The organism is Haloferax gibbonsii ATCC 33959 (genome assembly GCF_000336775.1).
GTDB classification, from domain to species: Archaea; Halobacteriota; Halobacteria; order Halobacteriales; family Haloferacaceae; genus Haloferax; species Haloferax gibbonsii.
This window is the reverse complement of the sequence record NZ_AOLJ01000027.1, coordinates 73,022-93,111: the sequence shown is the minus strand read 5'-3', so window position 1 is coordinate 93,111 and position 20,090 is coordinate 73,022. Positions and strand designations below refer to the sequence as shown.

The window sequence follows — 20,090 nt, the reverse complement described above, 5'->3', positions numbered from 1 at the left end:
AATTCTCACACCACTAGGGTGAGATACTACTCATCTCGTGTAACCATATCGTCGTGGGTGTTGCAACGGTTGCTGTGAATCGTCGATTGAAGGGCCATATCACTATCTTTCGGGCGAATAAACGCTTATCATGGTTGTGAATCGACTAGGTGTATGGAAAATGCGCTCGTTGTCGTAGAGGATACTATCGACAGCAAAGAACTCGTCCGTGAAGCCGCTTCATTCGTAGTAGCCGAAGAAGCCACGCTATATCTCTTCGTGATGGTTTCGAGAGATGAACTCGAACGCACAGTCTCGACGCTCGAACGAATTGGAGAAGTGGAAAACACTTCTTATGGTGCAGATACCGCCCTTGAAGGTGCGACCGTGTTCCTGGAAGAAGTTGCAAACGAGGCACTCGATGATATCGACGTTGAGTACGAGCGTGTCTGCTCGGTGGTCGACGACACAGACCGTTCGTCTGCAGCTATCCAAGCTGCGAACGAGAACGACTGTGACCATGTCTTTACTACCGGAAGTAAGCGCTCACCGACAGGCAAGGCACTCTTCGGTGATTTCGTCCAATCGCTCATCCTTTCGTTTGATGGACGCGTCACGGTTGACCTGCAGTAGTGTTTTTATCGCATTTCAAAGCACTAACACCATCGGGAGATACCACATCAGGTGCCGGTAACTACGAATTCTCGGGCATGGGTTGTTGGACTCCGTCTACAACAGTCGCCAACTGATTGAGTGCGTATACCGTTCGGAGGACTGCACCACTGTCACCGGGACCATACAGAAGTTCGTCAATATCCCGAACATAATCAACGACTGCTTCAGACGCGTGAGTAGGGGCAGCGCTAATACCTGCGTCGTGTGCTTCGGCCCACTTCATCACACGTAAGTCGGTCTTACTGTCTCCCATAACCAACGCAAATGGGTCGTGGACACCAAGAACCTCAAGTGCGGCCTTCACGCCCGCCACCTTGTTTAATTCGAGAGATCCTACCTCGGCAGCGTCTGCGTGGTAGTAGGCAACGTCGATCTGATTCAGTTGATTTCCGATATCGTCGGGAATATCTTCCACTTCGCACGATGGGAATGCATCTTGGTCTTTCAGCACTCTCTCGATTTCTGGATCGAGTGCGGCGTAGTGGGCCTTTGCCCATTCCGCACTATCTGGGTCGGCTGAGACTGCTTCTCCTAACAACGCTAAGAGGTGAACGAGACTTTGGTCGATGACCGCTTCGGCACTATCAGTACCTGTTTCGAAGTTGGGCTTGAGCGTGACGTTGAACTCGTTGCCTTGTAGGTGGCATCCCCGACGAATTTCTTCGGGGGCATCCTTGAGAACTCGTGTCCGAATCTCGTCGAAAATACCTAGGGTCTCGGCACCGAGATTATGATACAGCAGACGTTTAGTCTGGGCCCCATGGCCAGGCGTGAAGACAGCGGTCCCCGCTTCGTAAACGATGCTCACATCTCCCGAATGGACGATTTCGTTCCCCAAGCTTTGGATGAGGAATCCTTTGACGTTCTCGAGCGTTTGACCGGTACAGATGACGATCGGAATACCCTCCTCGTAGAACGTCCGAAGAAGTCGGAGGGTATCTCGGGGAATCTCGTTGTCTGTCTTGCCTGCCGATCGCAACGTTTCGTCGACGTCCAGAATCAGCACGTTCACTGACCGTCCATACTTCTTGTACAGGTCTAGAGCGACGAAGGCCTGGTCCCGGGTGGCGATTGTGGCCACTTCAGCGAGGTTCTGATTGTGTGAGTGCGTCGCAATCGCTCGGTCAAGCTTTGAATCAAACGTGTCTTTCGCCTCCTGCCAGTGGTCAAGAGCGACCTTCGAGTCGACAGGCGGGAACACTTCGAGATAATCACGGTGTTCCCGGAGCGAGGCGGTATCGATGTCTCTATACAACTGATGGAGCTGGTCGTACTGGTCCATGCGTTATCGTATCGATTCATCGATTGATAATAAGCGTATTCACACCTACAACGACAGTCAACTCATACAGCGCCGTTCAACTACACCTTCGCGTTGAAATTGGCTGTTTTCAGAGAATGTGGAAACAATCGAGAAGAATTGCAAACACAGACAGGCATACATTCGGTGACCGTACCTACGCACAACCTCGGAGGATGGAAGTGTTGCGTGCCTTCTATTCAAGCACAACAACGGTGAAATAGGAGCAGTCTGCCGGTTCTGATTTTATGTTACTCAGAAAATCTTTTCAAGTTCTCTCACCGTGCTAAATTCGAAAACTGCAAGGTGAGAGCCTAATCAAATTCAGTTGGCGTGAAAATAAGGCACGCAACAGAACCCAAACTCCGAAACTGTGCCCTACGGCGCGGATGACATTTTATATAGCGATATAAGATATATAATCTGATGGCGCTCTTTGAGCACTATTTTACTAATCCTCGTTGTCTCTGCGGGACAATGAGGTAATTGAGAGTATAAGAAATACGGGCTCTGTTGAAATCCTATTCTTCAGATATATTCTCGCCTGAAACAGCCAGTCGATGAAAACTGTGTAGTTAGCGTTCAGTCGTCCCNGCAATTGGGGGGCGTTCGCGTGACCGACTCGCGCCCTGTATGCAGCACGACTTCAAGGAACTATCAATAACTGAGGATTTCAACAGAGCCGAAATACGCTATTATTACGCTACCTCCGAACTCCTCGGTCCTTAGAATGAGATATCAGGGAGGCGACGCTCGTTCTCTTGGTCAACAAACCACCCAGCGGATTCCAAGTTTCGAACCGTGACCGACTGCAGCTGTCGATTTTCGCGCCCATACTGCTGTAAGCGCCGTTTCTTGGCTAGTCGAACGTCATCCCGTAGCCCCACTCTTCGAGGCACTCTTCTGTTTCATCGAGGTGCTGCAGGCCGACCTTCATGAGCGCTTCACGGAGGTCGGTGAGTGAGACGTTTTCTTCGAACCGGTCTTCGAACTCCCGGAGGGCGTCTCGCTCTGCGACTTTTGTCTCCTTCTGTAAGAACAGTGGGACGCGGTCACGACCGTCTTGGACGCCATCGCGGCGGAATTTGTATGGAATCTGGATCTGCTGGCGAGGTTGTTGGGTGTCTTCGCCCTCGGCTTGGTTCGAATCCGTTTCTTCGGCTGGTTCGGGCTCTGAGTCCTTCGTCTGGGTCTCTGTAGTGGTCGCTGACTCAGTCGACGAGTCATCCGCAAACGGATCTTCACCAGCTCCTTTCTTCATGCCAGTCATACCGTCACCACCTCGTGGTCGACGTCACCCGGTTCCGGGGGGTTTGGCGCGTCGATACCAACCTGTTCTTCCAGATGCCTCGCGATGCGGTCGAACTGGGCAAGCGTCTCGATTTCGTAGTCACGGCGGCGATTACGATGTTCACGAACGTATTTGAACGCCGAACATTGCTCCATCCAGCACCCCTCCATCAGGGAGGCACGCTCGCTGATGATCTCTGGGATCGGATAGTCGATTTCAGCTAGTACCTGCCGTTGGTCACGTGTGTTTTTGAATCCGGTTGGCACGGCGGCGAGCACACCAACGTCAATCTCGAGTTGGTCTTCAAACCCGGCGACGAGGGCTTCAAGCCCCTCAACTGCTGCACGGCCCTTTGCGCTTGGTTCGACGGGGATGACAAGCGACCGCGTCGCGTGAATCGCGTTGTAGAGGTGTGGCCCTTCAGTTGCTGGCGGGTCACAGATCAGTACATCGTACTCCTCCGGGACGCCGGCCTCGCGGAGCACACGGAGTAACTGTGCGTGCATCCCGAATGCTTCGCCCATGGCTTCCGCCTGGTCTTTCTCTCGCTGGAGAAAATCGGCTAAATCTGAGAGCATATTGTGCTCCGGAACGATGTCGACACCCTCAACGGTCCGAATGAGATCGTCAAAGTCGCCGTTGGGGCGTCGAATCATATGCCGGACGATGTTATCGACTGAATCCGTCCGCTGGTCGTCAACCCCGAAGAGACGTGAAAGATCGCCGTCTTGTGGGTCAAGCGGAACGACGAGCGGTTTCAACCCTGCCCGAGCGTGCGCAACCGCTAGGTTTGCTGCGGTGGTCGTCTTCCCGACCCCGCCTGCCTCGCTGTAGGTCGAATATGTGAGCATACTGTGTTCATGATGAACCATCACCTTGAATCTTCTGTGCATGCACTCATTGTGTTCAACAGGCACGTTCATTCGTTGAGTTCAGCAATGAATGTACTCAATGAACAAATATACTGAATACATACGATGAACAAACACAACGAACGCCATGGCTGGGTGAGGCTATGCTCATCCCTTATTGCAGGCGGTCTGTGGTGTACTCCGAGTATTTACTGAACAAAGTTCATGAACACAATTCATGAATATATTGGATGAACAAATATTGTGGCCAAACATCTTTGCTGTGGCACCGTGTGGACACTACTGGAGACAGATCGTGTCACATGAGTCTCCACAATTCCCCATGACGAGTGATTCGACAGCGCTTGGTCGATGTCCTGATTGCAGCGAAGTGATTGAAGCATACCAGTCACTCATTGAGTTTGAGGATGGCGATGGGACAACTGGCGTGTTCGCTGAGTGCTATTCCTGCGACGAAGTTGTCCGTCCAGAATAGCGGAATGTACTTTTTGGACTCAAGCGGGACGCCATCGTTCACAGACTGCAAGGCTAAGTTCTCGATGTACCCGGGCCGAGACTGAGTCTTTTGAAGGCGGATCAGCGCTGTCCGTCCAAGGCATCAACGACGTCGTCGACGGTGAACAACCGCACATTATCACGCTCTGCAGCCACTTCTTCGACCGATTGCTTGAACCCACTCCGTGAAAAGAGTGCGTAGGTTTCCTCACGGGGTCCACCGTTGTCCGGTGTCCAGCGGAGTTCCTCGGTGTGCTGCTGCAGTTTGGCGAATGCGTCGTACCCGAGCGGTGACTGCTGGAATTTACACTCACCAACAATGAGCGTACTGTCGTTCGTGAATCCGACAACGTCGATTTCGTGCTCACCATACCACCACTGCCCAGTGTCTATGATTGTGTGTTCAGGATAGAATTCACGGAGAGCGGTACCGCACAGCGCCTCGAATGAACTCGAAGCGAAGTCTGGGAGTGCAGGTTCAATAAGGGTCTCGAACGCGTCTTCGCCAAGTGCATCGTACTGCCCACTCGAACCGTACACGAAGTTAAACCAGAAGCGGAAGAACGGGTCGCGAATGCGGTACCGGCTGCGTTTACTCCGGGCTTTGTCTTCGGTGATTGGAACGTGCTGGTCGACGAGACGAAGCCGTGATAACCGATTGAGGTACTTCGACAGTTGATTGTAGTCGATGCCGGTAGTACCTGCAATCTCGTTTCGACTCGTGTTCCCACCCGCAATCGCTTCGAGAATGGAGAAGTATCGCGTTGGTTCGGTGAGCTCCATGCGGAGTACGTAGTCTGGTTCGTTGTGGAGCGTGCCGTGTCTGGACAGAATCGTGCGATGGATGTTCTCTCCGAATGTGGCGTCTGGTGAGACTTCTTCGAGGTAGTACGGAACACCACCAAACACACTCCACGTCAACACTTGCTCTGCCGGTGTGTACGCATCGTCGAAAAACTCCATCGCAGCATCGAACGGAAGTTGTCTGATGTCGAGTTTGAGCGATGAGCGGCCATACAGCGGGCTGTTCCCGAGTAGTGCGGCTTCTTCCATCATGCTAATCGACGACCCGACGAGCACGAACGTCGCTTCAGAGTCGTCGAGTTCGTAATCGAAGAGCGCTTGCAGGACTGATGGAAGGCTTTCGTCTTGCTCGACAAGGTACGGAAACTCGTCGAGGACAACAATCGCATCTTGGTCAGCAAGGTACCCGAGGACGTACTCCCAGTCTTCACGAATCCGCGTGACGCCTGGATACACATCTGCAACTACTTCGATGAACTGTTCGAGTTGTAGCGCACGCGTTTTCTGCTTCCCCTGGTAGACGATAACGTCGTCGTAGCTCGTGAGAGACTCTTTGACGAGTTCTGTTTTGCCAAGTCGCCGTCGTCCAAACACCACGGCGAGCTCTGCGCTATCAGACTCGTACAGCGAGTGTAAACGCGAGAGTTCCTCGATCCGATTGACGAACTCGTCCATATTTGTCTTTCGGCACGCCGTAGAATAATTCTTTCTATAATCATACTTCAGAGTATGATACTTTAGAGTATTATATTTTTGATTTGGCAAGGGACTGTATGTCTCACGCCCAGAGTAGCAAGCGTCACTTCATCTCGCGTCCGAATGTTGGTCTCGTTGGGATGGTGTCACCTTGTAGTCAGCTGCCAGTTCTCGAAACTCAGACCACTCGGGAGGCGGCCAACGTCGACGTTGCCATGCGTCTCGAGGTATCGAAGCAAGGTGTCTATCGTCTCTTCTAACCGTATCTCTTCGCTTGGTCTCGGAGTTCTCTCTCGTCGACGTCGACATGACTGAGCAGGAGGTGATAGTACGACCGGTGGCGAGACCCGTCGTCGACCAACAGCGTGTGACAGCAGAGCTCCGCCGGCGACACTGCATCGAGTTCCGTCGAGTAGCGGTAGTAGCGGTGAGAAGTCAGCAGGAACTGGAGGTCGAATGCTGCGAATTGCGCCAGTCCGGTTTCGTGGTAGTGCTCGGCGTTGATCTTCGTTTACGTTTTTGCGAGAAATTCGTCGTAGTCCTCCCAGAGAATTGTCCCGCCGGGAACAACCGATTGGAGGCGTTGTCGGTGGAGATGGTGATTGAGTTCACGGGCGAAGTTGTGTAGTCGGTCGAAGTCGTCGTTATAGTGGTAGAGGCCGTCATCGGTACCGAAGAGCCCCCTATTCCGCAATCGTTTGAGAATCCGGTTGACGGTATTTCGGTAGTTACCGCTCTGCTTGGCGATGTCGGCAACGGATTGTGGCTGGTCGAGATGATAGAGGATTTCAAGGGCTTTCCCCGTCAACAATCTCTTATGGATTAGTTCCGGTCTCGCACGTGGAAACGCCGCCTACTCTTATCTGGTTGGTGACGTGTTTGTGGACACTCTTGGCAAGTTGCTGCATCGCTTCTGCTTGTCGCTGCGTTGGGCGACGTCCACCGTAGTAACTATCAGTTCGATTAGTATCGTACAAGTGCCGAAGGTCGCGTGTTGTGTCCCGAGAAAGAAGCCCTAGATCAAATGCACGATCGTAACAGGTGGTATGGTCGTGGAAGTCATTGAGCTCGCTCGTTCCTTCGGCTAATGCAAACGCTTCGATAGACCGTTCGGTTGCACCGAAACACAACTCAATCGTTGCGGTGTAGAACCCTTGATCAGCGATTTGATCAACAGCTGCAAGCAATTGGCAGGCCTTCGTGAGCTGTGTTTTCCAATCGTCGTCCGGATCGATCCCGTCTTCGCGTGCTGGGACACCAAACCCCTCCTCGTTGAACGCGTCAGTTGCCGCGTTGAGTGCGTCGGTTATGGCTCGTGGATCGGATCTTTTACTCATCGAGCTCACCGTGGAAGACCATCTTTCGGACTGTTTCAAACTTCTCGGAGTCGTAGACAACAAGCCCACCACGAAGTACCTCTCGCAGTTCCTCAGTATAGTTCGGAATCGCAGGCAAGGACTCAACGTCGATATCGTATGCGTACCGGCCTGTTTCGAATTTCCGCTCTTCGAGATCCTGTCGTACACGGTTTGCCGTTCGCTGGTTCGCCATTCGATCTTCCTCAACGAGTACCCATAGGTCAATATCACTTAGCCGGTCTGCGTTTCCTCGTGCGACACTCCCGTAGAGGAGGATGCCAATGACGCCGTCGAGATTCTCGACTAATTCGTTGGTTGCAGTGCGGACAGGTGGCTGGAATTCTGATTGGGGGATCTGAAGAAACAAGTCGTCCGGTCGTGACAACCGGGCTCGGTTGACGTGTACAAGCCGCGTGTTCCCTTCACGGCGGTCGATTACAAGGTTGTTTGCAGTCAATACGTCCACCGCCTTCGAAATACTTGGTTGGGAGTAATCTACAGCGTCAGCTAATTCAGTGATAGAAAACGAGTCAGCGTGATAACGAGATAAAAATAGAAGCACTTCGTGGACTGCTTGGCTTTTGAATAAATTCGCGTCTTGTGCTGGAATGTCGAGTGATATGCTTGTCCCCTCTCTATGGGGAGTATTCGTGCTACTTTGCATACTAAAGAGTAAGCTCGTCCACTTACTTATACTTTATATAAAAATAGGGTATCTGTTCAAGTAGTACGCTTGGTTGAACTTTTCCGGATAACCTCGCTTAGGTGGAAAAGTGATTGCACGAATCTCGATCGACCTTGAACAGCCTGGTTCGAGCCTCCCTAGTAAGTGTTCTATGAGTGCCGAGTCTTTCTTTTCAGTACTATGTCCATAAGAATAAGTGCACATGTTTACTTGGGGGGTTGATCTTTAAATGACTGGTTGGAAATCGTCCAGTGGAATCAGTGCTGACACTGCGTTGGTGAAGCTGTACCCGCCTGAAACCCGCAAAGAAGCGTGGAGGGTTGAGGCGGAGGAGCGCGGGGCCTTGATGAGCCAGTACCTTCAGGACTTGGCTCAGGAGGCGCGGTATCTTCGGGAGCAAGGTCAGGTAAAACTCGGTGACAAACGGAAAGCTGAACAGTACGGCAGAGGTTTGAGGAGCTTGAGCAGCAATTGGATAGCCAGGAAGTTAACAGGTTTATTTATAATTAGCGCTCATGTGTAGCACATTGTTGATTTCAGAGAGTCGATTTGACAGCGTGTTTGAGTGCTTCTCGACCAGGTTTTCTGAAGAGTTCGCTGCGTAGCTGAAAAGCTCGGAGATACTGTGTCAACTTGTCCTTCGAGACACCTCGATGCGGCGAGAGCCACCGTCGTGCTAGCGACGCGTGGCTCTCGCAGGTGTTGACGTGAACGTCTCCATCCGCGTACTCGCCGTCACCGTGGACGACGTATTTGCGGGTGAATTCGTCGTCATCCTCAAGTGGATCGTATGCCCGAAATCCGTCGGTGTAGACGGTTAGCGTCTCCTCCTCGTGGTCGGCGAGGAGGAGTCGCACGGTCGATTCGTCAGCGGATTTCGCTGGGACGACGTACCGCTGTCTCGTTCCACGGTCAACGATGGTGAAGACGGGTGGTTTGTCTCCCTCGCACCTTCGTCTAACACCGTCCTCGAATCTGTTGACAAACTCCTTGCCACCGGAGTTAGCACCAGGAGCTACTCGATATCGATGTCGTCCTCGAAGTAAATCTGAGAGATATCCCCCTCGTTCAGCAACACGTACTCCCCGATGAATAGCCCGTCATCGTCGCCGATTTCCTCGTGCTCTTCATTGAGTCGCCTAGGGTACCTCAGCAAGATATCTTTCCCGTGACCGACACTGTCCCACGATTGCACGTACCCGTGAATCTCGTCGCCACCAGCCGTCACCACTCGCGCTTCAATCGGTTGGTCAGACCCATTGAATGCTAACGCCCAAACGCGCTTTCGCCTGTCTCGATGGTCGCGGCGCAAACCTCGGTCCACTACCAAGCCAGCGACCACGCCCTGAACGCATGACACCCCGACAACTCCGAGGTAAAACCACGCCGACTGGAACACACTCAATTCGACCTGCACAAGCGCCGAGAACGGGATACCGAACAGTAGTGTCGCTGTAATCCACGTGATCGATATCGCTACACCGCTCGCAATCAACGCGTACGCAGTCTTGTTGAAGGAATCTGTTTGAACCGTGATTTTCCCGACGTGTCGTGCGAGACGGTACGTGAGAAACCCGGGGACAAGGAATAGGAACGCGAATAACAAATCGAGTACAGGGAGCTTGAAGACCATAGAAAGGCGTCCTCAACGGAGCTACTCGTCGGTATCGTTCTCGGTCGCTTCAGCCTCCGCTGCTTGTGCGGTATGTCCTCGCGGGTCTTCGTCTGGTGTGTCCGCAACTCTCGCTTTCTCCAGTTCCCTACGGTCTCCCGAGTCCTCGCCGCTATCGTCGCTCATTCTAATCGTCGCCTCCATCCCCAGAACTCGACCCTCCGTCACTACCACCGTCGCCTCCGCTACTCCCACCTCTCGGGTCAGAATCAGGGGTATCGGCGACTTGCGCTTTCCTGTTTGCGCTTTGGTTGCTCCCGTCACCGCTCGAACTCGAATCGCTGTTATCGTCGGACATGGTTACTCGTCTCCGGAGGATTCACTGCCGTTCGATGATCCGCGTGGGTCTTCGTCTGGCGTGTCTGCAACTCTTGCTTTCCGGTCAACACTCGTTACCGTGTCTGTTGAGCTCGAATCCGATTCAGAATTGCCGTTGTCATCAGTCATATACTGAACATAGTTGCCACGTTGGTAAAAACCGTCGCCGCGGACCGGAAGTAAATCCTGTAGATTCAGGCCATGTATTCGTTACTCGTCGCCCTCGCTGGACGATTCCTCGCTTTCATCACTGCTGTCTCCGCCCTCGTCTGCAGTGTTCGTGCCAGTTGTCTCGAATCGCGGGTCTTCGTCTGGGGTGTCGGCGATGAATGACCGCCCAAGTGCCTCCTCTTCAGCTTCCTCTCCTGGATTCTGACCTTCCTCCGACTCGTCATCTTTGTCGTCGCTCATATATTCACGTCCGGCTACTGGGGTGAAAAGTGTACGCAGAACACACATTACCGCTAACAGTCCGTGATACTCTTCGGTGTGAATCGGCTCACGCGGCTTCGAACCCAGTAGTTCGTCGGATAAGGGTGGGTTCTCGGACACCCGTTACTCGGCGAATTGCAACGCGAATACTACTACCTTTCCGAGTAAGATTAGGAACGCGATGACGCCAGCGGACCGCAGTAGCCCCATCGTGTTATGTGCCAGGCTAAGACCGATTGTCTCGACGAGTTCGATGTCGTGGGTCACCGATAGCACCGCTCCGACGAAAACCAGCATCACGGTTAGCATCAACAGGAACATGAAAATTCGCAGCGTCGTGGGTCCCTCGAAGGCCTCCAATGCGTCCAAATCCATACTCCTACCGGTCAGTATGTATTAACGTATGATAATTATACAGGTTGACACCGTCAACCTCACTCACCGTTCGTCACCGTCCTCGATTCTGAGTTGACAAACTACTCGCGGTCGAACTCTCCCAGTTGCGTCTGCGGTCCGATGCCCTCGCCGACTCACGCGCCGGCGTCCTGGTCGAACGCACGGCGCACCTCGTCGTACCCTGACGGCGGCCGACCGAACGCTGCTTCGAACTCGCGGCGGTGTTCCCGCGTGTTATGCGACCGATCTGTCGGCCGCACATGGTGCACTCCACCTTACTTGTCACCATGATTCTCCGGTGTTGGGTCCTGGTGCGACCCAGTCAACCCTTCACGCTCGAATCGAACGTAGTTCTCAATTGCTTCACGGGCACATGAGCAGAAGTACAAGTCTCCGTCCCGTTCGGGTTTGAATCCGATGAACGTCCCGTAATGTGGCGGGTACTCAACCACGGGGAAGGGAGGGTATCGCCCCGAGCGGTCGTGTTGTCGTTAACTGTGACTGGTCTGTCAGACATTATGAGCCGATTGGGAAACGCTCGCGGGAATTCGCTTAATCTCTTGTTGTGGTTCGGCTTTTAACCATACTGCAAAGACTGATTAATCTGGTCGCCCTAAACTTGTCTCCTACCGGTCGAATGCCGCCTCCAATTTCTCATACATCCTCCTTCGCCGAGCCTTCCGCTCTTGCTCTCTCGACAGATAGCTCCGAAGCACAACCTCCGTCGACGAACTCCCCTGGTCTTCAGCAACCCCCTCGAGCCCTTCCAGAACCTCTCCAACAGCTTCCTGATACGCAGAGTACCAGAACCGCCTCCCCATCTTCGGCGTGGGCGTGTCCCCATCGACAACCACGCCAGCAGTGTCAGCAAGCTGTTTGAATCGACGGCGTATCGTACTAACTGACACGTGTCCCGTCGACGACGACCGAGAGGGGAACAGATACCCGTTCCACGTCTCACGGTCAGAGAGCGCGTCAATCCGATCAGCGACGACGTCGACGCCATACAACAGCGTTACCTCACCAGGCCCGTTCTTCCGCTCTCCATCACCGAACGACAGGTGTGGATCTTCAGCATCCAAGACCACCTGATCGACGTGCAACGCGGCAACCTCTGAAGGTCGTAACCCCCACCCGGCGAGCGAAACGACGAGCAACTCCGCTTCGGGCGAATCCACCTCACTGTAAATTCGACGCACCTGCGACGCCGACAACGACTGTGGGTCTGGTTCACTGGCTTCCCAGCCGAACTCTTCGCCAGCCTCCGAGAGTGGGTTGTACTTCGCGTACTTCCGGCGCTTTACGAACCCGTACCACGCTCTGGCGACGTGCAGATACTCGAGCTTCGACCGATCTGTCGACAGTTCCTCGTCGAAGACGTCGAGGACGGCGAGACAGCGCTCTATTTCTCCCGGTTGCTGGTCTAACTCAGATAGCGGTTCGAGCAACGCATCAGTCCCGTGCAGTTCTCGATAGGTCCGAACCCACTTCGCCAACCGTGTCCGGTGGGTCTCGACGGTACTCTCTGCCCGTCCACCACGAGTTCCTATCGAGTTGAGATACACTTCTAGAGCGTTAACAGTATCCTTGTGGTCGACGTTCCATTCCCACTCATTTGAGTCCTCGTCTTCAAGGCCGACGACGTCGACGAAGAACTGCGTGGGCGTCAGGTCGTGGTGCTCTCGCAGCGCGTACGCGATTCCACTGTATCCGTGTTCGGTGAGCCAATTGTAGGTCGGAACATCGCGGTCCTCGTCGAACCCATCGCGATATCGCTTGGGTGCGATGTCTTGCCAGTAGACGTCGACGAGTTCGTCAAGGCTCATCTGAGACCACTTGTAGCGCTTTTCTCTCGGTCTCTCGTCTGAAGCCCTATCTTCCGCGTCCAAACCCTGGGAGTCAGACCGCTGATTCACGCCTTCTCACCGGGGAGTAACCCGCTCGCTCCGGTTTGGGGTAATTCTGAATATGGGATTTTCATTACTCACCGACTTTCTTCCATTGAGTTAATACTTTGGCTTGTGCAAGAGTGGGTCATACACAACCGTGATAAGTAATATTGGACCTCTTGGTGCCGGCCATTTCGTATATTATATTTCGCTATACTAAATTTGAGAACTCGCGGCCCAATGGTACTGAGTTTGGGTCACCAATCAATTCATTCGTGCATTGACAGCCTGACACCACAAACGCTATGTGAAGAAGTATTCAAACAACATCCAGTGAGTAAGACAGAATCACGTCTTCGTCGCCTCATCACCGATGAACTTGGTGACTGCTGTGATGCAGATGTCGACAGGCGACTTGACGAACTTCAAGGGCTTGCGGAGACCGCTTTTGCCGAGGATTCAACGCTTTCAGAGGTATTTCGCGTTCTCGGGAACAACACACGGTATCGTCTTGCCCGTATACTCTCTGTCGCAGATGGCGAACTCTGTGTGTGTGAACTCGAACCCCTGTTCGACGTTACTGGTAGTGCTGTCAGCCACGCACTCTCGGATCTCGTCGACGCTGGCCTCGCTGAGCGGCGAAAAGAGGGAAATTGGCGGTACTACACCAGTACAGCTCTGGCCGATACACTGTTCGAAACGGCAGAGCGTGAGGTAAACCGCACATGAGTGATCAGGAACGCACCGAAAGCAAGGAATGACAGTCAGAAGTGATCCACTTCGGATTGCATTCGTCTGCGTCGAGAATGCGGGCCGCAGTCAGATTGCCGCTGCTGTCGCGAAGACACAACTCCGAGCACGAGGACGAACAGACGTCGAAGTAATCAGTGGGGGGACAGACCCTGCCGACGAAGTTTTCCCCACGGTTGTCGACGTGATGGCCGAGAAGGGGTACGACCTCTCCTCACAGACGCCCCAGAGGGTCACTACCGAAGAGCTAGCACACTGTGACGTGGTTGCCCTGATGGGGTGTTCGATCTCTATTGACGACCTCCCACTTGGCGTGGTCACCCGTGATTGGGGGTTCATCGAGCCTGCCACGAGCGACCCGGAGACAGTGTCGGCACTCAGCACAGAAATCGAACAACAGGTTATCGAACTTATCGACGACCTTCCATCACCAATCAACTCACCCGAACACATCACAGAATCTATGTCCGAATCCAACAACTCCGAACCGACCGTCGTTGCACTTATTTGCGTCCAAAATGCCGGCCGTTCACAGATGGCCTATGCGTTTGCAGAACAAGAACTGGAGAACCGCGGACTCCATGACGAAATCAAGCTCGTCACTGGCGGTACACAACCAGCAGACTACGTCCACGACGAGGTCGTCGAATCGATGAGCGAGATTGGCATCGACCTCAGCGACCGAACGCCTCGTGAGGTGACCTTCGAAGAGACCATGCAGAGTGACTACGTGATTACGATGGGTTGTTCTGCTCAAGACGTCTGTCCGGCAGGGTGGGCTGGAGAGAACCGCGACTGGGACCTGACCGACCCGGACGGAAAGTCATCAGCCGAAGTCGCGGCGATCCGGGATGAAATCAAATCTCGTGTAAGCGCACTCTTCGACGAACTCGAATCGGGTCACTGAGGGGGACTTCTCGCCGACGTTTCTCGAATCTCGGATGAGCTCCTACTTCAGCGATCAACAACCACAGCCACAGTCCTGTCCAGATTCGTCTCCACCGCTAAAGAACTGTTTGAGGTTCTCCGAAACGTGGTAAGGCTGTTCGCTACTGGTGGGAGCAGCACGTTCGCCCCCGGACACGATCGCTCGAACGAGAGACTCTGTGAGTAAGTCGACAGGTGCAGTAGTGTGTTCTTTGCCTCGGTACTTCCAGAGTCGACAATCGACATCCCCGTTGCATTCGCAGAGTTCACCACACGACTCGCACGTGTTTTCTACGTAGTCTGGCTGAACGTCTCTTCCATCAATCCGAATCGTCGGCGACACCGCGAGTCCGGTCGCTTCGGCAGCGTCGATGTCTGTGACGTGGATGTCGCGAACTCTCAGAGTAGTATCGAATGAGTCCAGGATTGGTGCGACAGATTCGAGCGCGTTTTTGAGTGCATCTTCAGTTCCCATACATCGCTCGCACGTCTGGTTGTCCAGATACAACAGATCGACTGTGACGACTCGCCGAGAATATTCGTCCACAGATGGCTGCTCTATTTCGACGTTTTCGTTTTGAACTGATGTTTCCATTCCATCTGGTACCTCGTTCCCGTGGAAGATAAACAAGTCAGCAATAGCACACTTACGAGGTAAGCGTACGCAAACTCCCCTGTTCGGTGCGCCTCGCGTACTACACCTACTTTTGTCCTCGTAGCGTGAACGCCACAGCAATGGAAGGCACTGACCAGTGGCAGCGAACGTGGCACGGTATACAGGATATTCTCGGTCCGAAGTGGGCCTTCCACGTGCTTCGTCTGCTCTCTGAGGATTCGCGTGGGTTCAACGCGATGCGGGACGAGCTTGATGGCCTCACTGGGCCGATGCTCTCCCAGCGGTTGAAAGAACTCGCCTGCCACGGGCTCGTTGAACGAACAGTCGAGCCAACGACGCCACCGACGACGACGTATTCGCTGACTGAGCAGGGTTCGGAGATTACGGCTCATCTCCGTGAATTGGAGTCCCTCGTCGAGTTACGAGACGATGCTACTCAACAGCAGTGCGTGGACGAGTTCGAGAACTGTCGTAACGAAGCGCTAGATGACGGGTGTCTAACGGTTTCTGATTGCTGATTTCAGCCGGTCTAGGGGGTGAAGCGTTTGGGACAGCAACTGTCGACCAATCAAACTGTGTCGTCCGACGGAATATTGTCAAAGATCTATCTGAATTACTATTCAAATCGACGGAACTATTTGCACATCCATTCAGATACAACCATGTCGGGCCGAATGACGCGACTTCTGCGGCTGCCTTCGGTGAGCTCCATAGGGTGTGAAGCATGAGTACGAAACTGCTCTGTAAAACGCTGGAAACACGAATCGTACAAGAGCAGGGAAATTCGAGTTACACTGTTGACGTTCCTCGCACGTGGCTATCCCAACACGATCTCGAGCCGGGTGACAAAGTTCGGGTACGACTTTGCTCTGAACCCACATTCGTACTTGAGCCTCTGACTGAACGTGGTGACTACCCGAACACCGACACGCGGACACTGTATCGCGTCGGCGAAGCCTCAACGCACATCGCGATTCCAATCGACTGGGCGAGGGAGTACGGCATTCGTCCGGGAGTCGACGTTACAACGCTCACGCAGCAAGACGGGTCGCTTGTCGTTCAACGAGACCCAACCAGTGAGTCGAGTACGACTGAAGTCGAACTTACGACGAGCGACCCAGATTCGATTCGCCGCGAGATTGCGACGGCGTACCGTGATGGCGCAACACGAATCGAACTCACGACAACTGGCGTCGAGCATCAATCTGTCCGCAGCCAGGTTACTAGATTACTCCCTGAATTCCTCTGTCTAGAGGTCACCGAAGAACACGACCAGACCATCGTACTGACGACTCTCCTGGACCAGTGGAAACCAAGCCCTCGCGAAGCCATTTCCCGGCTTCAGGATGCGCTTCTCGATATAGTCTCAGAAATTAGCTCATCAGAAGGCCCAGATCCAGAGTTAGTTGAATTCACACGACAAAATTCGGAGCAATACAGTCACCTCCTCGAACGACAGTGTCGAATGGCGGTGCAGAGCCACAAGTTGCTGTGCCGATTCAATATCGACTCTGAATCGCTACTCACGCTATCCCAAGTGGGTGAGGAACTGCATCGCCTCACACAAGACGCTGTCAGTCTCGCAACGGAATCTACCAATAGAGATGGAACGTCTGAACTGACACCGTGGGAAGAAACGACAGTCGACATGATGTCCGCTGAAATCCAGAATGTGACTGAAGAGTTCGTCACAGATGGGCCGGTGGACGGTGGTAATCTGAATAGTTCTCACAGTGAATTGAAACAGCGAGTCGAGGATGCCGAATATGACTACCCCCACATCAACCGACCACAAATCGTCCAATTAGCATGGAAAACTGTCGACAGTATCGACGTGATAAATCTGTACACCAATAGTATGGACTCTGACTTGGCATCAGAATAGTCGCGTCTAGTTAAATCTCTGATCCAATGCAACGCTTTGTATTCGTATCTGGAAAGTTGCATCTAACTTTTGGTTCACACTACTATCAGAGACTGGTACGACAGAACATCGTGAAGCCGAGGTGCTCGAAACCGCTTCGAGATTGGCTATCTTTCCAATCCCTACGTCGACAATACACTATATATTTCTAATAGCAGAGTATTTAGTTAAAACTCGGGTCGTCAACACTGATGACGCGCAAGACGGACGACGTCGTTACACGCCGCAAGTTCTTGATTGCCTCGGGTGCGGTCGGCATTGCTGGCCTCGCCGGATGTACGGAAAGTAACAGTGGATCTGAATCCGAAGCTACAGAGGCATCGGGAGAGTCCGGTGGGAGCTCGGGTGGCTCCGACGAGGCGAGCGAACAGTCTGGTGGTGAGGAGAGTCAGACGCTATCAGGTGCTATCGACATCGCTGGTTCTTCGACGGTCTTCCCGCTCGCCACTGCGATGGCAGAGCGCTTCCGTCAGAACAATTCTGAAGTCAACATCAACATCCAGTCGACCGGTTCCGGTGGTGGCTTCGCGAACTACTTCTGTCCCGGCCAGACGGACTTCAACAACGCATCGCGCCCCATCAAGGGCGAGGAAGAAGACCAGTGTGCATCGAACGACGTCAACCCCGTCGAACTCAAGGTCGCAACCGACGCCCTGACCGTCATCGTCAACAACGACAACGACTTTATTGGCGAGGGGCTCACCGTCGACCGACTCAAGACTATCTTCTCTGCTGAAGCTCAGCCGACGACGTGGTCGGACGTTGACTCCGAGTGGCCCGACGAAGAGATCGAAATCTTCGGTCCGACCGACGCCTCCGGTACGTACGATTACTTTATCGAGGCCATCATCGGCGAAGAAGGCCCGGGTCACCGTCAGGACTACTCCGCAACCGAACAGGACCGTACCATCGTTCAGGGTGTCGAAGGCTCCGAGTTCGCCATCGGCTACATGGGCTTCGCGTACTACAGCGAGAACACCGACGCCGTACAGGCAGTCGCTATCGAGAACGACGCCGGCGAGTTCGTCGAACCGTCGCTCGACACCGCACTCTCCGGCGAGTACAACCCGCTGTCCCGCCCGCTGTTCACGTACCCGGCAACGGAGTCGCTCGCCGAAGAACACGTCGCCGAGTTCGCCCGTTACTGGATGGAAAACTCCACGAGCAAGGAAATCGTCGCCGACGAAGTCGGGTACGTCCCGCTCGGTGACGACGAACAGCAAGAGATGCTCGACAAGCTCAATTCGGCCATCGAAGAAGCAAACTAGAGCCCCGTTCCACGTTCATTCCCGTCTTTTTAACAGTTACCTATCCGGTCTCGGAACACGCGCACCCGATTGGATAGAGGACAGTTTGCCCGACTGCTCGGCTGGTTTCTCACGGAGAGTTCCAATCTGTACTGCGGCGGATTGTCTCTCATTCTGTATTTGGACTGATTAGATTGTATACCACCGATTTGGATTGTTATCCAGTGACTCCTCTGAGATCCAGAACGTCTCTTTTCGATATTTCGGCTTAAAGGATAGATACACCACTGGTCGGATAATGCGCCAATTCTCCCTAACATACTGTGAGAGATATGAGCGAAGATACTCAAATAGTCTGTCGAGAACAAATCGGATTTTATCGAAACGTATTAGTGTCAAATCGGAGAATTTCGATGTGAATGGCAGCTCACAGCCCCGACGAGACTACGACCGCCACAGACCGGACGAGTGCAGTCGTCCGTGTCAGTGTTGAAAGTCGTTCCATCGGTGATGGAGCCGCCAGAGGTACCCAATGAAAATCACGATCTACGGACCAGACGGTTGTAGCAACTGTTCGAACCTGAAAGACAAGACACAGAACGTCGTCGACGAGCATGGCTTCGACGCCGACGTCGAGAAGGTAGGCGACACGATGAAACTCGCCGAGAAAGGCATCATGTCGACGCCCGGGTTCGAAATCGACGACGAGATGGTGTTCACCGGGTCGAACCCGCCTGAAGCCGACCTCAAGGAGTACATCGAGGAGCGCCTGTAAGCGAGATGGTCTTCGAACAGTTCGCGACCTGGGTCGTCGACGCCTTGGGCCTCACCGGTGCCCCCAGAGAAGCCGTGCACTTCTGGGTCTACGACACCCTGAAAATCGTCACGCTCCTCGTGGCGGTCATCTTCGGTGTGGGCTACCTGCGGACGTACTTCCCACCCGAGAAGATTCGAGACTACCTCTCGGGCAAGCGAGCGATCACCGGCTATCTGCTCGCCGCACTGCTTGGCATCGTCTCGCCGTTCTGTTCGTGCTCGACGATTCCGATATTCCTCGGCATGGTCGGCGCGGGCATCCCCTTCGGCGTCACGATGACCTTCCTCGCCGTCTCCCCGATGATCAACGAGGCCGCCCTCGTCGTCCTCCCCGGTGTCGTCGGCTTCGAACTGACGGCACTGTACGCCGCAAGCGGCATCACTATCGGGATGACGAGCGGGTTCGTCCTGAACAAGGCCGGTCTCGACAGGTACATCAGGGAGTTCGACTTCGGCAACTCGAACGTCGACGTCGACGAACTGACCCACCGAGAACGTGCCCGACAGGCGTACGCAGAAGCGAAAGACATCATCACGGACATTCTCCCGTACGTCGTGGTCGGCGTCGGACTCGGGGCACTCATCCACGGATTCGTGCCGCAGACAATCGTGACCGAGTATCTCTCCGGCCCCCTCGGTGTCTTCGGCGCCGTCGCCGTCGGTGTGCCCATCTACACGAACATCCTCGGCGTTATCCCGGTCGTCGAATCACTCATCGGAAAGGGCCTCCCTGTCGGCACCGGGCTCGCGTTCATGATGTCCGTCGCCGCGCTCTCGCTCCCGCAGTTCATGATTCTCAAGAAGGTCATGAAGAAAGAGCTCATCGCGTCGTTCGCGGCGACTGTCGCAGTGGGAATCGTACTCATCGGGCTACTGTTCAACCTCCTCCTCTAGCACAGTACAGTGCCCGACAGTTCGTCCTGCGAGTCGGGTCACGCCTTCGAAAGT

Annotated in this window: 24 protein-coding genes and 2 pseudogenes; 11 read left to right on the top strand and 15 right to left on the bottom strand. The window is 53.9% G+C overall.

Translation table 11 applies throughout. The features are described from left to right. The first annotated feature begins 153 nt into the window (after positions 1–153). Positions 154–612 carry a universal stress protein gene (locus C454_RS18005; RefSeq protein WP_004977790.1) on the top strand — a complete coding sequence of 153 codons (459 nt, stop codon included), beginning with the start codon at positions 154–156 and terminating at the stop codon, positions 610–612. Between the two features lie 61 nt (positions 613–673). Here the strand turns inward: C454_RS18005 and C454_RS18000 are convergent, their stop codons facing one another. The 3 genes from C454_RS18000 to C454_RS17990 all read right to left on the bottom strand — a co-directional run bounded on the left by C454_RS18000 (position 674) and on the right by C454_RS17990 (position 4,096). Continuing rightward, the gene (locus C454_RS18000; RefSeq protein ID WP_004977789.1) at positions 674–1,936 is read right to left on the bottom strand and encodes an HAD family hydrolase; all 1,263 of its coding nucleotides are present in this window, start codon (positions 1,934–1,936) and stop codon (positions 674–676) included. Between the two features lie 877 nt (positions 1,937–2,813). Beyond that, on the bottom strand, positions 2,814–3,224 hold the full coding sequence (locus C454_RS17995) for a hypothetical protein (RefSeq protein ID WP_004040813.1): 411 nt from the start codon (positions 3,222–3,224) through the stop codon (positions 2,814–2,816). Further along, a complete protein-coding gene (locus C454_RS17990; protein WP_004040812.1) occupies positions 3,221–4,096 on the bottom strand; it encodes a ParA family protein in 876 nt (291 codons plus the stop codon). The genes C454_RS17995 and C454_RS17990 overlap by 4 nt, the downstream gene beginning before the upstream one ends. A 238-nt stretch (positions 4,097–4,334) precedes the next feature. Here C454_RS17990 and C454_RS21380 point away from each other — a divergent pair, with 238 nt between their 5' ends. Beyond that, on the top strand, positions 4,335–4,592 hold the full coding sequence (locus tag C454_RS21380; RefSeq protein ID WP_081603752.1) for a DUF7837 family putative zinc-binding protein: 258 nt from the start codon (positions 4,335–4,337) through the stop codon (positions 4,590–4,592). 101 nt (positions 4,593–4,693) lie between these two features. Here the strand turns inward: C454_RS21380 and C454_RS17985 are convergent, their stop codons facing one another. The 4 genes and pseudogenes from C454_RS17985 to C454_RS17975 all read right to left on the bottom strand — a co-directional run bounded on the left by C454_RS17985 (position 4,694) and on the right by C454_RS17975 (position 8,134). Beyond that, the gene (locus tag C454_RS17985; RefSeq protein WP_004977788.1) at positions 4,694–6,091 is read right to left on the bottom strand and encodes an ATP-binding protein; all 1,398 of its coding nucleotides are present in this window, start codon (positions 6,089–6,091) and stop codon (positions 4,694–4,696) included. A 129-nt stretch (positions 6,092–6,220) separates the two neighbouring features. Beyond that, a pseudogene (locus tag C454_RS20085) lies at positions 6,221–6,923 on the bottom strand (transcriptional regulator TrmB); the annotation flags it as partial. 4 nt (positions 6,924–6,927) lie between these two features. Next, on the bottom strand, positions 6,928–7,449 hold the full coding sequence (locus C454_RS20080) for a DNA-binding protein (protein WP_081605257.1): 522 nt from the start codon (positions 7,447–7,449) through the stop codon (positions 6,928–6,930). Next, a complete protein-coding gene (locus C454_RS17975) occupies positions 7,442–8,134 on the bottom strand; it encodes a nucleotidyltransferase domain-containing protein (protein WP_049905274.1) in 693 nt (230 codons plus the stop codon). The genes C454_RS20080 and C454_RS17975 overlap by 8 nt, the downstream gene beginning before the upstream one ends. Before the next feature lie 250 nt (positions 8,135–8,384). On the opposite strand from C454_RS17975, the gene C454_RS17970 reads away from it, so the two are divergent. Further along, the gene (locus C454_RS17970; RefSeq protein WP_239639953.1) at positions 8,385–8,678 is read left to right on the top strand and encodes a hypothetical protein; all 294 of its coding nucleotides are present in this window, start codon (positions 8,385–8,387) and stop codon (positions 8,676–8,678) included. Between the two features lie 13 nt (positions 8,679–8,691). Here the strand turns inward: C454_RS17970 and C454_RS20075 are convergent, their stop codons facing one another. The 7 genes from C454_RS20075 to C454_RS17950 form a co-directional block, all read right to left on the bottom strand. Next, entirely contained in the window at positions 8,692–9,249 is a 558-nt protein-coding gene (locus C454_RS20075) for an IS1595 family transposase (protein WP_455428731.1), read from the bottom strand. Next, complete coding sequence (locus tag C454_RS17965; RefSeq protein WP_004977784.1) at positions 9,171–9,788, bottom strand: DUF6338 family protein; 618 nt, start codon at positions 9,786–9,788, stop codon at positions 9,171–9,173. The genes C454_RS20075 and C454_RS17965 overlap by 79 nt, the downstream gene beginning before the upstream one ends. A 21-nt stretch (positions 9,789–9,809) precedes the next feature. Further along, on the bottom strand, positions 9,810–10,091 hold the full coding sequence (locus C454_RS20460; RefSeq protein ID WP_152421557.1) for a hypothetical protein: 282 nt from the start codon (positions 10,089–10,091) through the stop codon (positions 9,810–9,812). Positions 10,092–10,127: 36 nt separating this feature from the next. Then, on the bottom strand, positions 10,128–10,274 hold the full coding sequence (locus C454_RS20580) for a hypothetical protein (RefSeq protein ID WP_160163091.1): 147 nt from the start codon (positions 10,272–10,274) through the stop codon (positions 10,128–10,130). Positions 10,275–10,355: 81 nt separating this feature from the next. Continuing rightward, positions 10,356–10,556, bottom strand: a complete 201-nt coding sequence (locus C454_RS17960; protein WP_004977783.1) for a hypothetical protein — start codon at positions 10,554–10,556, stop codon at positions 10,356–10,358. Between the two features lie 144 nt (positions 10,557–10,700). Next, positions 10,701–10,952, bottom strand: a complete 252-nt coding sequence (locus C454_RS17955; protein ID WP_004977782.1) for a hypothetical protein — start codon at positions 10,950–10,952, stop codon at positions 10,701–10,703. Positions 10,953–11,599: 647 nt separating this feature from the next. Continuing rightward, complete coding sequence (locus tag C454_RS17950; protein WP_004977781.1) at positions 11,600–12,799, bottom strand: site-specific integrase; 1,200 nt, start codon at positions 12,797–12,799, stop codon at positions 11,600–11,602. A 396-nt stretch (positions 12,800–13,195) separates the two neighbouring features. On the opposite strand from C454_RS17950, the gene C454_RS20070 reads away from it, so the two are divergent. The 3 genes and pseudogenes from C454_RS20070 (at position 13,196) to C454_RS17945 (ending at position 14,519) form a co-directional block, all read left to right on the top strand. Then, positions 13,196–13,591, top strand: coding sequence for an ArsR/SmtB family transcription factor (locus tag C454_RS20070; protein WP_004977780.1), 396 nt, complete (start codon positions 13,196–13,198; stop codon positions 13,589–13,591). A 28-nt stretch (positions 13,592–13,619) separates the two neighbouring features. Then, positions 13,620–13,895, top strand: a pseudogene (locus C454_RS20065) (arsenate-mycothiol transferase ArsC); the annotation flags it as partial. A 180-nt stretch (positions 13,896–14,075) separates the two neighbouring features. After that, entirely contained in the window at positions 14,076–14,519 is a 444-nt protein-coding gene (locus tag C454_RS17945; RefSeq protein WP_049905284.1) for an arsenate-mycothiol transferase ArsC, read from the top strand. Positions 14,520–14,573: 54 nt separating this feature from the next. Here C454_RS17945 and C454_RS20060 read toward each other — a convergent pair whose 3' ends face one another. Next, positions 14,574–15,134 (bottom strand): DUF2703 domain-containing protein, encoded by a 561-nt coding sequence (locus C454_RS20060; protein ID WP_004977778.1) that lies wholly within the window; start codon positions 15,132–15,134, stop codon positions 14,574–14,576. Between the two features lie 140 nt (positions 15,135–15,274). Here C454_RS20060 and C454_RS17940 point away from each other — a divergent pair, with 140 nt between their 5' ends. The 5 genes from C454_RS17940 (at position 15,275) to C454_RS17920 (ending at position 20,036) form a co-directional block, all read left to right on the top strand. Beyond that, complete coding sequence (locus tag C454_RS17940) at positions 15,275–15,673, top strand: winged helix-turn-helix transcriptional regulator (protein ID WP_004977777.1); 399 nt, start codon at positions 15,275–15,277, stop codon at positions 15,671–15,673. 206 nt (positions 15,674–15,879) lie between these two features. Further along, complete coding sequence (locus C454_RS20455) at positions 15,880–17,040, top strand: hypothetical protein (RefSeq protein ID WP_152421556.1); 1,161 nt, start codon at positions 15,880–15,882, stop codon at positions 17,038–17,040. A 230-nt stretch (positions 17,041–17,270) separates the two neighbouring features. Then, positions 17,271–18,347, top strand: a complete 1,077-nt coding sequence (locus C454_RS17930) for a PstS family phosphate ABC transporter substrate-binding protein (RefSeq protein ID WP_049905272.1) — start codon at positions 17,271–17,273, stop codon at positions 18,345–18,347. A 511-nt stretch (positions 18,348–18,858) separates the two neighbouring features. Beyond that, positions 18,859–19,101: a thioredoxin family protein gene (locus C454_RS17925; protein ID WP_004977773.1), complete on the top strand. Its 243-nt coding sequence runs from the start codon at positions 18,859–18,861 to the stop codon at positions 19,099–19,101. A 5-nt stretch (positions 19,102–19,106) separates the two neighbouring features. Then, positions 19,107–20,036 carry a permease gene (locus C454_RS17920; RefSeq protein ID WP_004977772.1) on the top strand — a complete coding sequence of 310 codons (930 nt, stop codon included), beginning with the start codon at positions 19,107–19,109 and terminating at the stop codon, positions 20,034–20,036. The last annotated feature ends 54 nt before the right edge of the window (positions 20,037–20,090 follow it).

What these genes read in the sequence shown, in the direction of transcription:
- C454_RS17925 (WP_004977773.1), top strand. Translation starts at nt 18,859, where the DNA reads ATGAAAATCACGATCTACGGACCAGACGGTTGTAGCAACTGTTCGAAC.
- C454_RS17955 (WP_004977782.1), bottom strand. Translation starts at nt 10,952, where the DNA reads ATGGATTTGGACGCATTGGAGGCCTTCGAGGGACCCACGACGCTGCGA.
- C454_RS17990 (WP_004040812.1), bottom strand. Translation starts at nt 4,096, where the DNA reads ATGCTCACATATTCGACCTACAGCGAGGCAGGCGGGGTCGGGAAGACG.
- C454_RS21380 (WP_081603752.1), top strand. Translation starts at nt 4,335, where the DNA reads ATGAATATATTGGATGAACAAATATTGTGGCCAAACATCTTTGCTGTG.
- C454_RS17930 (WP_049905272.1), top strand. Translation starts at nt 17,271, where the DNA reads ATGACGCGCAAGACGGACGACGTCGTTACACGCCGCAAGTTCTTGATT.
- C454_RS17965 (WP_004977784.1), bottom strand. Translation starts at nt 9,788, where the DNA reads ATGGTCTTCAAGCTCCCTGTACTCGATTTGTTATTCGCGTTCCTATTC.
- C454_RS17920 (WP_004977772.1), top strand. Translation starts at nt 19,107, where the DNA reads ATGGTCTTCGAACAGTTCGCGACCTGGGTCGTCGACGCCTTGGGCCTC.
- C454_RS17970 (WP_239639953.1), top strand. Translation starts at nt 8,385, where the DNA reads ATGACTGGTTGGAAATCGTCCAGTGGAATCAGTGCTGACACTGCGTTG.
- C454_RS17940 (WP_004977777.1), top strand. Translation starts at nt 15,275, where the DNA reads ATGGAAGGCACTGACCAGTGGCAGCGAACGTGGCACGGTATACAGGAT.
- C454_RS17975 (WP_049905274.1), bottom strand. Translation starts at nt 8,134, where the DNA reads ATGCAAAGTAGCACGAATACTCCCCATAGAGAGGGGACAAGCATATCA.
- C454_RS18005 (WP_004977790.1), top strand. Translation starts at nt 154, where the DNA reads ATGGAAAATGCGCTCGTTGTCGTAGAGGATACTATCGACAGCAAAGAA.
- C454_RS17960 (WP_004977783.1), bottom strand. Translation starts at nt 10,556, where the DNA reads ATGAGCGACGACAAAGATGACGAGTCGGAGGAAGGTCAGAATCCAGGA.
- C454_RS20060 (WP_004977778.1), bottom strand. Translation starts at nt 15,134, where the DNA reads ATGGAAACATCAGTTCAAAACGAAAACGTCGAAATAGAGCAGCCATCT.
- C454_RS17985 (WP_004977788.1), bottom strand. Translation starts at nt 6,091, where the DNA reads ATGGACGAGTTCGTCAATCGGATCGAGGAACTCTCGCGTTTACACTCG.
- C454_RS20580 (WP_160163091.1), bottom strand. Translation starts at nt 10,274, where the DNA reads ATGACTGATGACAACGGCAATTCTGAATCGGATTCGAGCTCAACAGAC.
- C454_RS17950 (WP_004977781.1), bottom strand. Translation starts at nt 12,799, where the DNA reads ATGAGCCTTGACGAACTCGTCGACGTCTACTGGCAAGACATCGCACCC.
- C454_RS18000 (WP_004977789.1), bottom strand. Translation starts at nt 1,936, where the DNA reads ATGGACCAGTACGACCAGCTCCATCAGTTGTATAGAGACATCGATACC.
- C454_RS17995 (WP_004040813.1), bottom strand. Translation starts at nt 3,224, where the DNA reads ATGACTGGCATGAAGAAAGGAGCTGGTGAAGATCCGTTTGCGGATGAC.
- C454_RS17945 (WP_049905284.1), top strand. Translation starts at nt 14,076, where the DNA reads ATGTCCGAATCCAACAACTCCGAACCGACCGTCGTTGCACTTATTTGC.
- C454_RS20455 (WP_152421556.1), top strand. Translation starts at nt 15,880, where the DNA reads ATGAGTACGAAACTGCTCTGTAAAACGCTGGAAACACGAATCGTACAA.
- C454_RS20080 (WP_081605257.1), bottom strand. Translation starts at nt 7,449, where the DNA reads ATGAGTAAAAGATCCGATCCACGAGCCATAACCGACGCACTCAACGCG.